13 protein-coding genes are annotated in these 14346 nt (G+C 64.4%); 3 read left to right on the forward strand and 10 right to left on the reverse strand.

The features are described from left to right. Positions 1-45: 45 nt before the first annotated feature. A complete protein-coding gene (locus tag J2858_RS08710; RefSeq protein ID WP_245365682.1) occupies positions 46-1446 on the reverse strand; it encodes a PLP-dependent aminotransferase family protein in 1401 nt (466 codons plus the stop codon). A 159-nt stretch (positions 1447-1605) separates the two neighbouring features. Between J2858_RS08710 and J2858_RS08715 the strand changes: the two genes are divergently transcribed. Further along, complete coding sequence (locus J2858_RS08715; RefSeq protein WP_210104404.1) at positions 1606-2469, forward strand: DMT family transporter; 864 nt, start codon at positions 1606-1608, stop codon at positions 2467-2469. A 33-nt stretch (positions 2470-2502) separates the two neighbouring features. On the opposite strand, the gene J2858_RS08720 is transcribed toward J2858_RS08715, so the two are convergent. The 3 genes from J2858_RS08720 to J2858_RS08730 form a co-directional block, all read right to left on the reverse strand. Continuing rightward, positions 2503-3348: an anti-sigma factor family protein gene (locus J2858_RS08720; RefSeq protein WP_210104405.1), complete on the reverse strand. Its 846-nt coding sequence runs from the start codon at positions 3346-3348 to the stop codon at positions 2503-2505. Positions 3349-3351: 3 nt separating this feature from the next. Then, positions 3352-3834, reverse strand: coding sequence for a sigma factor-like helix-turn-helix DNA-binding protein (locus J2858_RS08725; RefSeq protein ID WP_210104406.1), 483 nt, complete (start codon positions 3832-3834; stop codon positions 3352-3354). A gap of 84 nt (positions 3835-3918) precedes the next feature. Beyond that, positions 3919-4872: a metallophosphoesterase family protein gene (locus J2858_RS08730; protein WP_210104708.1), complete on the reverse strand. Its 954-nt coding sequence runs from the start codon at positions 4870-4872 to the stop codon at positions 3919-3921. 59 nt (positions 4873-4931) lie between these two features. Between J2858_RS08730 and J2858_RS08735 the strand changes: the two genes are divergently transcribed. Then, a complete protein-coding gene (locus J2858_RS08735) occupies positions 4932-5420 on the forward strand; it encodes an NUDIX domain-containing protein (RefSeq protein ID WP_210104407.1) in 489 nt (162 codons plus the stop codon). A 23-nt stretch (positions 5421-5443) separates the two neighbouring features. On the opposite strand, the gene J2858_RS08740 is transcribed toward J2858_RS08735, so the two are convergent. Next, the gene (locus J2858_RS08740) at positions 5444-6439 is read right to left on the reverse strand and encodes a glutathione S-transferase family protein (RefSeq protein WP_210104408.1); all 996 of its coding nucleotides are present in this window, start codon (positions 6437-6439) and stop codon (positions 5444-5446) included. A gap of 281 nt (positions 6440-6720) precedes the next feature. On the opposite strand from J2858_RS08740, the gene J2858_RS08745 reads away from it, so the two are divergent. Beyond that, positions 6721-7254 (forward strand): GNAT family N-acetyltransferase, encoded by a 534-nt coding sequence (locus J2858_RS08745; protein WP_210104409.1) that lies wholly within the window; start codon positions 6721-6723, stop codon positions 7252-7254. 5 nt (positions 7255-7259) lie between these two features. Here the strand turns inward: J2858_RS08745 and J2858_RS08750 are convergent, their stop codons facing one another. From J2858_RS08750 to J2858_RS08770, 5 genes are all read right to left on the reverse strand, one after another. Further along, complete coding sequence (locus tag J2858_RS08750; protein ID WP_210104410.1) at positions 7260-7991, reverse strand: class I SAM-dependent methyltransferase; 732 nt, start codon at positions 7989-7991, stop codon at positions 7260-7262. Further along, positions 7978-8427 carry a GNAT family N-acetyltransferase gene (locus J2858_RS08755; protein WP_210104411.1) on the reverse strand — a complete coding sequence of 150 codons (450 nt, stop codon included), beginning with the start codon at positions 8425-8427 and terminating at the stop codon, positions 7978-7980. The genes J2858_RS08750 and J2858_RS08755 overlap by 14 nt, the downstream gene beginning before the upstream one ends. A 95-nt stretch (positions 8428-8522) precedes the next feature. Further along, positions 8523-10589 carry a hypothetical protein gene (locus tag J2858_RS08760; RefSeq protein WP_210104412.1) on the reverse strand — a complete coding sequence of 689 codons (2067 nt, stop codon included), beginning with the start codon at positions 10587-10589 and terminating at the stop codon, positions 8523-8525. Between the two features lie 12 nt (positions 10590-10601). Continuing rightward, complete coding sequence (locus J2858_RS08765; protein ID WP_210104413.1) at positions 10602-13406, reverse strand: DUF4159 domain-containing protein; 2805 nt, start codon at positions 13404-13406, stop codon at positions 10602-10604. Beyond that, a complete protein-coding gene (locus J2858_RS08770) occupies positions 13406-14320 on the reverse strand; it encodes a DUF58 domain-containing protein (protein ID WP_210104414.1) in 915 nt (304 codons plus the stop codon). The genes J2858_RS08765 and J2858_RS08770 overlap by 1 nt, the downstream gene beginning before the upstream one ends. Between the last annotated feature and the right edge of the window lie 26 nt (positions 14321-14346).

A 14346-nucleotide genomic window follows, 5' to 3' on the forward strand; every position in this document is an offset into this window, starting at 1 on the left:
GGGCGTTTTGCGTTGCCGAGATACCCGCCTCATTGAAAGAGGCCTTCAGCAATTCTGCTGCAACGCCTCTGCCAGCACCTCATCGATGCGCGGGTCGTGCATCTGCGCCACATTGAAGCGCATTCTGTTGTCCGCCGTCTGGCCGAGGCTGAACACATTGCCCGGCGCCAGAACCACGCCGGATGCCAGTGCCTTTTGCGCAAGGCTTGCGGACCCCGCGCCATCCGGCAGGCGACACCAGAGGTAAAAGCCGCCGCGCGGGACAAGGACCGGTTCGATGCCGAGGCGGGCGAGGCGGGTCGTCACATCGCGGCGGGCATGGGAAAGTTTGCGGCGCAGGTCTTCCATGTGTTTGCGGTAGCTGCCGCCGGACAGGACATGGGCGATGATGTCTGCCGAGACGGGGCTCGGGCCACCGAAATTGGTCGCGACCTGCAGGTCTGCCAGTCCCTCGATCCAGTCGGGGCGGGCAAAGACATAGCCGCAGCGGATGGACGCCGAGAGCGTCTTTGAAAAACTGCCGATGCGGATCACCTGTTTCAAGCCGTCGAGTGCGGCAAGCGTGGCGCCGGCCTCCGGCTGGAAATCGCCGAAGATATCGTCTTCGATGATCGTGACATTGTGCTGGCCGGCCATGTTCAGCACGCGATGGGCCGTTTGCGGGGATAGGGTCGCGCCGGTCGGGTTGTGCAGTCCGGAATTGGTGATGTAGAGGCGCGGCTTTTCCGCAGACAGTACCGCCTCGAAGGCGGCGAGATCCGGTCCGCCGTCGGTCATCGACACGCCGACGATGCGCAGTTGATGCGCCTGCAGAAGGGCCCGGAAGTTGAAATAGCAGGGATCGTCGATCAGCACCGTATCGCCGGGGCGCAGGAGGAAGCGGCAGACCAGATCCAGCGCCTGCGTGCCCGTTGCCGTGAGCAACACCTGGTCCGGGCCCGCGGCAATTCCCTGATCGGCAAGCCGCGCCAGAAGCAGGCGGCGCAGGCTTGGTGAGCCGCGCGTCTCTGCGTAATCGACAAGAACGGCAGGATCGGTTCGGGCAAGATGGCGCATGGCGCGCGAAATGGCCTCCTGCGGCATCCAGTCGGCGGGAAGCCAGCCGCAGCCGGGTTTCAGCACGCCCTCTGCTGCATCGAGCGACTGGCGCGACACCCAGAACGGATCGACCGCGCGGGCCTGCGGCGTGTCCGCCCGGGCAAGGGAGAGCGGTGGCGTGGTGTTTTCCGCCACGAAAAACCCCGCGCCCCGCCGCGCCCGGATCAGCCCTTCAGCCACCAGCCGGTCATAGGCCTCCACCACGGTGGTGGCCGATACCTTCATCGTCTCGGCCAGCGCCCGCACCGAAGGCAGGCGATCACCCGCCACGAGCGCGCGGCTGTCGATCCGCGTACGGATGGAACTCATCACGTCGCCTGTGCGTGTGCCGGCGGCATTGCGGATCATGGATCGCTCATCTGTATTGCTTTTGTTGCCAGTACAGTTTGATCGAATTGTATTCCTCTGTTGCTGTCTCTGGCAAGCAGCCCGGCGTAAAGTGGCCGGGGCAGGTGTCGACGGTCGAGCCGCACCATCGTGCCCGCAAGAGCAGACAAGCGAGGGACAATGAAAGCGTCAGTGGATGGATGGATGTGCGGCCTGGCCGGCGTGGTGATTTTTAGCGGATCGCTTCCGGCGACGCGTGTGGCCGTGGCGGATCTTTCGCCGCTGTTTCTCACATCGGCCCGTGCTGTGATTGCCGCCGTGCTTGGCGCTATTCTGCTCAAGGGCCTGCGCGAAGCGCGCCCGGCGCGTGCCGATCTCCTGTCGCTTGCCGTGATCGCCGCTGGCGTCGTGGTCGGCTTTCCCCTGTTGACGGCGCTTGCGCTCAAAACCATCACCTCGGCCCATTCGATCGTCTTCATAGGTCTCCTGCCGCTGGCCACTGCGCTCTTTGGCGTGCTGCGCGGGGGCGAACGGCCAAAGCCGCTGTTCTGGCTGTTTTCCGGGCTGGGCAGCGCTGCCGTTGCAGGCTTTGCCCTCACAACCGGTGGTGCGGGCACTGTCTCCGGCGATCTGCTGATGCTTGCCGCCATCCTTGTCTGCGGGCTCGGCTATGCGGAAGGGGCGCGCCTGTCTCGCCGTCTCGGCGGCTGGCAGGTCATTTCCTGGGCGCTCGTCTTGGCGCTGCCGCCGATGCTGGTCATTTCCCTCGCAAGCCTTCCGGCCGACTGGTCGGCGGTCGGTGCCGCTGCCTGGGCAGGCCTTGCCTATGTCTCGGTGTTCAGCATGCTGATCGGCTTTATCTTCTGGTACCGGGGACTGGCGCTCGGCGGTATCGCGGCCGTTGGCCAGTTGCAGCTTCTGCAGCCGTTTTTCGGCCTGCTTCTCGCCGGCCTTCTGCTGCATGAGCCGGTAAGCCCGCTGATGCTGGTCGTGACACTCGGCGTCGTGCTGTGCGTGGCGGGCGCAAGGCGCTTTGCGAGGTAGGATCGCAAGGCAGGCGCGGCCGGACGCGCCGGATCAGATGATGCCCGCGATCCTGGCGGCCAGCGTATCGAGGTCGGCATCGGAGGAGGGGCCGGTCAGCACATAGCTTGCCTGCAGGCCCTGCCAGGTAACGAGGCCAATGTCGTCGCGGATCGTCTGGCGCAGCGGAGGTGCGTCGGTTTGCGGCTCGTTCGGCGTGATCAGCTTGGTGAAGGAGATGGCAATCACCTCTCCATCGCTGTTGCGGTAGACGAGCTGGCCGACCGGTCGTCCACCGGCGGAAAACAGGCGGGCGCCGACGAAATCGAGCTTCTCAGCCGCAAGGTTTGGAATGCGGAAGGAGACGCCGGTCGTTGCCATCAGCCAGTCAACGATATGGGCTGATTCGGTGGCAGGTACTTCCACCAGATGGCGGGTCTGGCGGGAATAGAGCCGGTAATAGGAGGCAACGTCGTCCAGCCAGGCACGCACTGGGTCTCCGGCGAGTTCCGCATAGGTCACCATCTGCGGGCGCCCGGCCACCAGATATCCGGCCGCGGTGCCAAGCCCGAACATCAGGAAGGATGCGGCGCAGACAAGACTGAACGAGGGGCGCAGCGTCCAGCGCGGCCGCTGCTCCTCGGGCAGGCGCACGGCGCGTCGCGGCGGCGTGGCGGTCTTGATGGAGCGCACGAGGTCCAGCGATACCGGCTCCTTCAGCATGGCCTTGAAGGCAAGGCACGCCTCGTCATCGGCCGCGCGCAGCGTATCGAACAACGCCCGCGCCTGCGGATCGGTGCCCAGCAGCGCTTCCAGTTCAAGCCGCTCCGGCTCGCTCAATTCGTTGTCGAGAAGCGCGCTGATGCGCATGTCGAGCGGCGCATGTCGAAGATTTTCCATCAATCAGGCCCTGCGTTCGCTGGCATGGGTTTTCTGGGCGGAAAGCTCGCGGCGGGCAAGCAGCATGCGCACGGCAACGGCGTCCGGCGTGATCCCCATGACCGTGGCAGCCTCGGCATAGCTCAAGCCCTCTACCGCGCAGAGCAGGAACACCGGTGCACTAGTGAAGGGCAGGCCGTCGAGGGCCGCATGACCGGAAGAACCAGCGCCAACACGTGTGCTCTGGGGCAAGGTGTCGGTATCGCCAAAATCCTTGGCAAGCGCGCCGGCAGCCCACAGCGTGCGCATTAGCATGAAGACCCAATGGTCCAGCCGCTGGTCTTCGCGCCGCAGGTGCGACTTGTCCACCGCCTCCTCGCAGGCGCGCACCACCAGCTGGTCGATGCCGGCCGGGTGTCTGGTGAGCGCCATGGCAAAGCGGCGGATCTGCGGGAGAAAGCCCACGAGGTCGCGCCTGATATCCGTCTGTCGGGTTTTATCGCTCATGAAAACCGCTGGCCTGACTGCTGGATGGAATGGTCTTTCATTCGGTAACGGGAAGAAACCAGATCTGGCTTTCCCCAGGCTGTCTCAGAATTGTGCCTCAATTACGGGAGGTTCGGCAAGATCCGGTGGATTTCCGTAGAAAACATGGCGTTTTTCGAGCGCAATTGCATCGGCGGCCGCGGTCAGCCCGTAGCGATCGCAGGAGAGATTCCAGGCACCCGGTTCGCCCGACAGCGAGAAGAGATTGTAGGCGGCCGGCGGCTTGTGCCCGCCGGGTCCCTGCGAGGCGGACGCGATGCCCACCACCGGCACCTGGCCGTGATGGGTTTTCAGCTGATAGACGGTGTTGAGATGGGTGTGGCCATGTAGCACGAGCTCGGCTCCGCCGACCGACAGCGCGGCGGCAAAGCGACGAATGCCGATCATGCGCTTGTGGGAGGGGGCAGCCCCGCGGATCGGCGGATGATGGATCATCACGACGCGAAACAGGCCTTCGTCCTTTGCCCGGTTCAGCAGGTTTGCCGTTTCGCGCGCCTGGCGGGCGCTGAAGAAGCCGCCGGCGGAAAACGGCAGTGTTGCATTGGAAGTGGAGCAGCCGATGATGGCGAGCGGCCCGCGCCGACGGTAGGTCGGAAACACATGCTCCTCGTCCGGCCAGTCTTCCGGCGCGCCATCGCCGGAGATGAAGGGATACCATTCCCGGACGGATCGATCATGGGCGCCGGGCACATAGGCATCGTGATTGCCGGGCACCACCGTCGTCTCCAGCGGCTCGCCGATGCTGCGCAGCCACTCGCCTGCAAGCCGGATTTCGATCGACGTCGCAAGATTGACCAGATCGCCGGTGATCATCAGGTGGTCGGGCTGTTTCAGCCGCATATCGGACAGCAGCAGATCCAGTGTGTTGACCAGAAGATGCTTGCGGCGGTTGCGATGCCAGTTCACAAAGCCGGTGATGCGTTTCGATGCTAGTTCACGCAGGGTCAGGCGCGGAAGCGGTCCCAGATGAATGTCGGAGATATGCGCAAACTTGAACATGGGTCGAGACATAGAGCCAAGCACCCCTTCGGGCAAGGCATGGCGGCAGGAAGGTTGCAATGAACGGTAAGGGCATTCCGGAAATTTCAGGGCTTACAACACGGGTCATGGTCTTTCTGATGCACAAGGTCTTTGCCGTGACGCGCAGTATGACACTGGGCGTGCGCGCGGCCTGCTTTGACGAAGAGGGGCGGATTTTTCTCGTCCGTCACTCCTATGTGCCCGGTTGGTACATGCCGGGCGGCGGCGTCGAGCGCGGCGAAACCGTGCCGGCAGCGCTTGCCAAGGAATTGCGCGAGGAGGGCAATCTGGTCATTCTCGCAGAGCCAGAGCTTTTCCACGTCTACCAGAACCAGGGCGCAAGCGCGCGCGACCATGTGGTGTTCTACCGGGTCAAGGTGCGCCAGACGGCGCCGCGTCCTCCCGACCGGGAAATCGTCGAATGCGGTTTCTTCGCGCTCGATGCGCTGCCCGACAAGGTGACGACGGCCACGCTTGCACGGCTTCGCGAACTGAGCGGCGAGGTGCAGAAGGCGGACATCTGGTAGAGGTCCGCCTTCGCGTTTTGCAATCAGGCTGCAGGACCCAGCGCTTCTCGCCCATGCGGACGATCAAGATCCAGCACCGGACCGAGCGGCACGATCCCGGTCGGGTTGATCGTCGCGTGGCTGCCGTAATAGTGCCTCTTGATATGGGAGAAATTCACCGTCTCGCGCACGCCGTCATGCTGATAGAGGTCGCGCAGATAGGCCGACAGGTTCGGGTAATCGGCGATACGGGACAGATTGCACTTGAAGTGGCCGACATAGACCGCATCAAAGCGCACGAGCGTGGTGAACAGCCGGATATCGGCCTCTGTCAGCCGATTGCCGACCAGATAGCGTTGGCCCGACAGCCGGTTTTCCAGCTCGTCCAGCATTGCAAACAGGGCGTTGACCGCGTTCTCATAAGCATCCTGCGAGGTGGCGAAGCCGGCCTTGTAGACGCCATTGTTGACGGTGTCGTAGACTTTTGCGTTCAAGGCGTTGATCTCGTCGCGTAGCGGCTGCGGATAGAAATCATCCGTCGAGCCGGTCAGCCCGTCGAACGCGCTGTTCATCATGCGGATGATGTCGGCAGATTCGTTGGAGACGATGGTCTGTTCGACCGTGTCGAAGAGGACGGGGACGGTGACGCGGCCGGAATAATGCGGGTCGGCCTTCAGGTAGACCTCAAAGAGCGCATCCGAGCCGAAGAGGGGGTCGGAGGTTGCTGCCTCATCGTCCTGCGGGCGGAATTCCCAACCCTTCGAGAGCATCAGCGGGTGGACGACGGAGACGGAAATCAGCGCCTCCAGCTTTTTCAACCGGCGAAAGATCAGCGTGCGGTGCGCCCAGGGACAGGCAAGCGAGACATAGAGGTGGTAGCGCCCGGCCTCTGCCTTGAAACCGGCCTTGCCGGTTTCGCCGGCGCTGCCATCGGCGGTCACCCAGTTGCGAAACTGCGATTGCGAGCGCTGGAATTTGCCGCCTGTCGATTTGGTATCATACCAGACGTCCTGCCAGACGCCGTCCACGAGCATGCCCATTGATGTTTCCTTCCAATGTGTTAATCCGTCCGCCACACGGTTTTGTTGCATTCTGGCAGTCGGTGCATGAAAATGCGAGGGCCTGCAGGGTGACACTGTGTTCTCGTGTGAGCTTTTCCGTGGACGCCCCCGGAAAATGCTGGTAATGGCGATCAACCCACGAGGAAAATCGATCTGATGATCACGGTCCGGACACTTCGACGACGCTGAAAAGCCTGCACCGCGCTTGCGAGCGCTGCCGCTCTTCCCTTGTCCTGTCCGATATCCGGTTTTAGCTGATCATGAACAAGCATGACCTCGTCTACCTCACTGAAGACGCCTCCCACGATGCCATCATCGACCTGATCAATGCCGAGGCCTTTGGCCCCGGCCGGTTCACCAAGGCGGCCGCGCGCATTCGCGAACAGGGGCCGCATGACCGGTCGCTGTCGTTCATCTGCGCCGACGATGGCGAAACCATCGGCTCCGTGCGGATGACGGCGGTGAAAGCCGGTGATGTCGATGCCCATCTGCTCGGGCCGCTTGCGGTGCGGCCCTCGCACAAGAACCGCGGCATCGGGCGCGAACTGGTGCGCATTGCCATCGAAGCGGCACGGCGCAAGGGATCGCAGGCGGTGATTCTTGTCGGGGATCCGCCCTATTACATGCCGCTCGGCTTCGAAAAGGTCTCCTATGGGGCGCTCACCTTTCCCGGCCCCGTCGATCCCGGCCGTGTGCTGGTCGTGCCGATGGCGGATGACGTGCATCCGCGCCTGAAGGGGGTGATCGCTTGGCAGGACTGGCAGCCGATGGCGCTTGCGGCCGCTGCCGAATAGGCGTTTCACGCCCCCGGCTTTGTCCATTCAATCAGATGCGCATAGGGCACGCGGTTATAGGCCTCGCGTGCCTCCGTCGGCCCGCCGATCGCCGGTGGTTCGGCAAACGATACCAGTTGCAGTCCAGCCTGCAGCAGCAGCGTCATGTAGCGGCTCATCGGCCGGTGGTAGTTGAGAATGCGGATGCCGCGCCATTCCTGCCAGTCGGCATGGTCTTCCAGATAGCGGTCCACCTTCACATAGAGCTTGTGGCCTTTGCCGTCACGCACCCAGGCGGCCCCTCCGCAGGCGGTGATGAAGGGGTTGAGATTGGCAATCAGCAGCGTACCACCCGCCGCCGTCACGCGCGCCATTTCCGCAATGGCCGTCTCGATATCGGCGATGTCGATCAGCGTGAAATAGCTGACGACGAGATCAAAGCGGCCATCCGGGAAGGGCAGGGCCTCGGCCATGGCCTGACGGTAATCGCCTTCCGGGTCGCGCAGTCTCGCCGTCTCAAGAAGCGGCAGTGTCGGATCGATGCCGATCACCTCGGCAATACCGTGATGCGCCTTCAGGCGCCGGCAGAAGCGACCCTCACCGCAGCCGACGTCGAGCGCGCGGGAAAAGGTGCGGCCTTCGAGCAACCTATCGATGGCCGGATCAAGCACGAATTGCCGGTTGAAATCGCCGTCACTGCCCTGGGATGTCGTCCAGGCAGCGGCTGATTGGGACCAGCCATTGTCATCCACGCTCATGGCTTTCCTCCTTGCAGTCGAAACGCTTGCAGAGCCAGGTAATCGAATGTCCGCCCTCCAGATACTGCAGTTCACCCAGCGGTCTGTAACCGGCCTTCACATAGGCGCTGCGGGCAACCGGGTTCATCGTGTCGATATAGGCGCCGACGCAGCCGCGCGCGCGGGCTTCATCTTCGGCAAGTGAAAGCAGTGTCGCGGCAAGGCCTTCGCCGCGGCGGTGTTCGGGAATGAACAGAAGTTGCACGTAAAGCCAGCCGCGGCCGGTATGACCCGTAAGCCCTCCCTCTGCCTCTCCCGCATCGTTGCGCAGGATCACGGCAAGATCGCGCCGGTCGCTCTCGCCAAAACGAGCAAGATTGTAGGCAACCAGCGGGTCACGCACTGCCTTTTCGTCTTCGGGCGTCAGGCGGTCGGTTACGGTCAGCATCTGCGGCATGAGAAACCTCGCCTTGCGGGATGGGGAGGTTGGCAATTACCATAGCCGCCAGGGCGATCAAACCCCGGCCTGGTTGTCCCTTATGGTGACCAGCCCTATCGCCCCTCGCGCCACCAGAGCGCAGATACCGCCAGAAGCAGGGCGGCAAGACCGGCAAATCCGGCAAACAGCGGCGTCGTGTCGATGCCGCGCAGCACGGTTTCATCGGTGAGGCGGATCACCATCCGGTCCGGATCGTTGATGCGCACGGTGCCGCGCACCGGCAGGATGCCGGGAAGGCTGACGCCCGAGCCGTTCTCCACGCGCGCCACCAGTCCGCGCGTCGCCTGGGCATAGGGGGCAAGCGTCGCAGTGGTGGAAATCATTGCCTTGAATTCCGGGGCATCGACGGTTCCGATATGCACAAGCGTCGAGAATGTGCCGTTGCTCACCTCGAAAAGGCCCGTTTCGTCCATGCGCTTGTCGATGCGGTAAAGGCCGGGACCGGCAGCGGTAAAGGGCACGCTTTCAGTGCGGCCGGACGGGTATTTGATCGTGGCGGGGCCCGGATCGTCGCCGATGGTCTGGCGGGTTGCCTCCAGCGTGCGCCCGAGTGCGCGTGCCGTGAGTGCCTCTTCCTCCAGTTCCGGTTCCTTCATCAGCCAGTGGGCGATGCGTCGGTAGAGCGCCACATGCGGGCCGCCACCCTCGAAGCCGCGCGCCCAGAGCCAGCCCTGGTCGGAGAGCAGCATGGCCACGCGACCTTCTCCCTGCCGGTTGAGGACGAGAAGCGGTCGGTTGCCATCGCCCTGCATCACGGTTTCGCCCTGCGGCTGCGTCACGTCGATGGTGCGGAACCAGCGGCCCCAGGCCGGCGGTTCGGCGCTTGCGCCATCAAGGCCGCGGGTGACAGGGTGTTTCTTGCCAAGCTCCGAGAGGCGCGGGAAAAAGGCGGCGCTATGGACCTCACCGGTCGGTGCTGCCGGCAGCACCGTGGACAGCGGCGTCGAGGCAATGGAATCGGGGCCGGCATGTTCGGGGCCGGCGGCAATCAGCAATGCGCCGCCCTTTTCCACATATTGCGCGATGTAATCGTAATAGAGGATCGGCAGCACGTTGCGGTGCTGGTAGCGGTCGAAGATGATCAGGTCAAAATCGTTGATCTTTTCAACGAACAGCTCGCGCGTCGGAAAGGCGATGAGCGACAGCTCGTTGATCGGCGTGCCGTCCTGCTTTTCCGGCGGACGCAGAATGGTGAAATGCACGAGATCGACCGAGGCGTCGGATTTCAAGAGATTGCGCCAGGCCCGTTCGCCGGCATGCGGCTCGCCGGACACCAGCAGCACGCGCAGGTTCTGGCGGATGCCGTCGATCACATGGACGGCGCGATTGTTGGCGGTGGTCACTTCGCCGGGAAGTTCGGCGACGGAGAACTCCATGACATTGTTGCCGCCGCGCGGCACAGTGAAGCGGAAGGGAATGGGCGTGCCGGGGGTGGCCTGAAGCGTGGCGATGACCTCGCCGTTCATGCGCACCGTCACCGGCGCGGTCCCGCTTTGCGTGCGCCCGTCATCGAAGACGCGCAGCGTCATGTCCTGTTCTTCGCCGACAATGCCGAAGCGCGGCGCACGAACCACTTCCACCCGCCGGTCGAATTCATCGGCGCGGCCGGTGATCAGGCCGTGGATCGGGGCATTGAAGCCGAGATCGGCGTTCGGCCCCGGCAGGTCATGGATCTGGCCATCGGTGAGGAATACGGCTGCTCCGATGCGCGCCGGCGGCACGTCGGAAATGGCCGAGGAGAGGGCGGTGAAGAGCCGCGTCGAAGGCGTGTCGGAAGTTTCGTCATCCTTCACCTCGACGATGCGCGTCTCGATCTGCGGGAAGCGCGAGAAGCGGTCGCGCAACTGGGCAAGGGAGGCATCGGTTTGCGCCCGGCGCTGCGGCGTATCCTGGCTCTGCGACCGGTCGACCAGCACGGGGACGACGGTCGAAAGCGGCTGGCGGTCTTCTTGCGTCAGCGTCGGGTTAGTGAGCGCAAGAAGGAGGGCCGCAAGGGCCAGGCCGCGCAGCAGCGATCCGCGCAGTCCCCGCCAGAGCGAGATCGCCACGAGGAGGGCGGCGAGCACAGCGAGTGCTGCAAGGGCCGGCGATGGCAGGAAGGGAGCAAATTCGAGATTCATGGAAAGCGCCTCCTACTGGCCCAGCCGTTCGAGGAGTGCCGGCACATGCACCTGATCTGCCTTGTAGTTGCCGGTCAGCATATACATCATGATGTTGACGCCGGCGCGGTAGGCATATTCGCGCTGCATGTCGTCCGGCGGCACGGTCGGCAGAACCGGTGCGCCATTGGCGTCGATCGCCCAGGCGCCGGCAAAATCATTTCCGGTGATCAGGAGCGGCGTCACACCATCGCCGGAAGACGAGATCTGGCTGCCGGAATTGCGCGCATCCTGACGCGCTTCCACCCAGAGCGGGCTTCCCGAATAGCGGCCGGGAAAATTCGTCAGCAGATAGAAGGCGCGCGTCAGCACATGGTTTTCCGGCGTCGGCTCAAGCGGCGGAATGTCGATATTGGCCAAGATTTCCTGCAGCCGCTGTCCGTTGGCACTTGTGCCACCCTCCAGCGAGGTGAACTGATCGCGCGTGTCGAACAGAACCGTGCCGCCATTGCGCATATAGGCGTCGATGCGCGAAATCGCCGCCGCCGTCGGCATCGGGGCGGTCGCCGAGATCGGCCAGTAGATGATCGGGTAGAAGGACAGCTCGTCCTTCGTGATGTCGAGGCCGACCGGATCGCCAGGCTCGAGCGTCGTGCGATAGGTGAGGAACTGGCTCAACCCTTCGAGCCCCTGCTCGGAAATGCGATCGACATCGGCTTCGCCGGTGATCACATAGGCAAGGTGGGTCGTGTCCAGCCGCTCCAGCGCCTGCGCATCGCCGGGCTTTGCGTCCTGCGCCCGGCTTTCGGTCGGAAGACCGGCCAGCGGCAGGAGGGCGAGCAGCAGAGCAGCAGTGATGCCGCGTCCGGCTTTCGCAGGGCGTGAAAATCCGCCGTTGATGACAAGCACGATCAGGCCATCGATGAGGAGAAGCAGGAAGGCCAGCGTGAAGAGGGCAGGGCGCAGCGATACCGCTTCCCGGCCGATCAGGCTGTCGCGGGTGATCGTCAGGCCTTCTGCAGAGAGCGAGACCGGATCGAGCCGTGTGCCGGCCGGCAGCAGGTTGACGGCGGTAAAACCATCTTCCGAACCGTAGAGGCCGGGCGGATGGTCAAGGCTTGCCACCGGCATCTGCCCGGCAGCCACGGTGATCGGCTTTGCCGCGCCGGTCTCGGCCGTCAAAATGCCCGCGGCGGTCAGCAGGCGGTAAGGGGGAAGCGCGACGCCGGCCTCGCTACCGCTCGTCGCGGCCTGTGCCCCGCCAGCGCGGGCCGTCTGCACCAGACGGCGCAGCATTTCGACGAAATTGCCCGATAGCGGCAGGTTGGACCAGGTCGCCTCGGCGCTCACATGGAAGAGCACGATGCGGCCGGCTTCCACCTGGCGGGTCGTGACCAGCGGCGTGCCATCGGCAAGGCTTGCCCAGGTACGCTCGGCCAGATCCGGCGTCGGTTCGGCCAGAACCTGGCGGTTCACCCGCACATCTTCGGCGGGCGGCATGCCGGCAAAGGGGCCGAAGGTCGGGAAATCCGCCAGCGGCTGCGGCTCTGCCCAGGAGAGGGCGCCACCGAGTGCCCGTTCGCCGCGGCGCAGGATCACCGGCACCAGCGGGTCGTCGGTGGGGGCTGCGGCAAGCCGGGGGCCGGCAAAGCGGATCAGCAGGCCGCCGCGGGCGATCCACTGCTGCAGCGGCGCATAGGTATCGGCCGGCAGGCGGCCGATATCGGCCATGATGATGGCAGAGGGGTTGCCGGCCAGGATCTCCGGCAGTGCCGCCGACAGATCGGCGCCACGCGGCTCGATGATATCGGCATAGGGTTGCAGCGCGCGGCTGATATAGTAGAGCGGCAGAAGCAGCGGCTGCAGGTCATTGCCGCCGTCGCCGGACAAAAGCGCCACGCGGCGGCGTTTGAAGCCGTCGTCCAGAAGGTGCGTGGCGCCGGCCGTCGCCTTGTTTTCGATCGTGATGCGGGCAAAGTCGTTGCGCAGCTCGAAGGGCGCAGGCAGGGCGGCACTTGCGGTGGCAGCCCCTGCCGCAAAGTCGATGTCGGTCGTGGCAAGCGAACGGCCCTGCTGGTCAAGCGCATTGATGCGATAGCGCGCCGGTGCGTCGCGGGTCAGGCGGGCGGCGGTAACGGCCATGGCATTTGCGGTGTTGCTGACATCGGTCAGTGCCACGGCCCCCTCGCCATCGCCTTCGATCAGCCGGACGTCTGCGGGCGACAGGCTTGAAATATCGGCCATCATGTCGCCGTCTTCGGGCGTGGAAACACCATCGGCGAGGAATGCGACGGTGCCGGGACGGGTGCCGTTCAGCGCCTCCACCACCGCTTCGGCAGCACTTGCGCGCAACGGAACCTGCGGGCGGGGCTGGGCGGCGGCGAGCTTTTCGCGGGCAGCGGCGGCACTTCCCGGCACGGCATCATGGGTGGGATCGGCGGTCAGGACGAGCGAGACCGGCAGATCCGCCCGCTCGGCATCGCCGATCAGCATGTCGGCGGTTTCCACCCGCCTTTGCCAGTCGCCTGCCGTCGACCAGCTGTTGTCGATCAGGAGCACGAGCGGCCCCTGGCTGGACAGGGTGCCACTGCGCGGATTGAGCACCGGATCGGCAATCGCGAAAATGATGGCGGCCGCCATCAGCATGCGCAGGAGCGTCAGCCACCACGGGCTTTTCGAGGGCGTTTCCTCGCGCTTGAGAACCGTGGCGAGGATGGCGAGCGGCGGAAACACTTCCTGTTTCGGACGCGGCGGCGTCAGCCGCAGAAGCCACCAGATGGCCGGCAGAACGATGAGCGCAGACAGGATGACCGGTGTTGCAAAGGCAAAGGACCCCATCAGCGCGCTCCTGCAAGGCGCGGCGGGTTGCCGGAGAGATAGCCGTGCACCGCGGCCAGTGCCTCCGATGCCAAGTGATCGGTGCGGTGGAAGACGAAACTCCAGCCAAGCCGGCGCAGCGACTGGCCAAGATATTCACGCCGCGCCAGATAGGCCCGCTGGTAATCCTCGCGCAGCATTTCGGCACGGCCCGACACCAGCCTCTCGCCAGTTTCCGGATCGGTAAATTCGGTGCGCCCGCTATAGGGAAAGGTCTCTTCTGCCGGATCGGCGATTTCCACCACATGGCCGCGCAGGTTGCGGCGCGACAAAGGCGTGATGCGCTCCATGATGCGGTCGGCATCATCGAGAAAATCGCCGATCAGCACGATGTCGCTGGCGCCGCGGATCATGCCCGTATCCGGCAGTCCTTCGGCAAGCGGTGCATGCATGATGGCGGTTGCCAGCCGCTCGGCGGCGTTGCGAGCCGAAATTGGTTCCATCACGCCCGGGCAGCCGATGCGCTCTCCGGACCGGGCGAGGATTTCGGCCAGCGCCAGCATCAGCACCAGCGCCCGGCTTTCCTTGGAGACGGTGCCGAGCGTCGACTTGTACATCATCGATGGCGACACGTCGGCCCAGAGCCAGACGGTGTGGGCAGCCTCCCATTCGAGATCGCGCACATAGGTATGGTCGTCGCGGGCAGAACGGCGCCAGTCGATCCGCGCCAGGCTCTCGCCTTCGCTATAGGGGCGGAACTGCCAGAAATTTTCGCCGATGCCGCGCTTGCGCCGGCCGTGCCAGCCGGCAATCACCGTGTTGGCGATGCGGCGGGCTTCGACCATGCAATCCGGAACGAGGGCCGCGCGTTGTCTTGCGCGGGCAAGCACGTCATTGCCTGGGGTCTGCGGAACGATCTGGCCTATGGATGCCACGCCTGCTGATTACCTTGCTTGCGGCC

It is taken from the genome of Neorhizobium galegae (assembly GCF_017877135.1).
GTDB classification, from domain to species: domain Bacteria; phylum Pseudomonadota; class Alphaproteobacteria; order Rhizobiales; family Rhizobiaceae; genus Neorhizobium; species Neorhizobium galegae_A.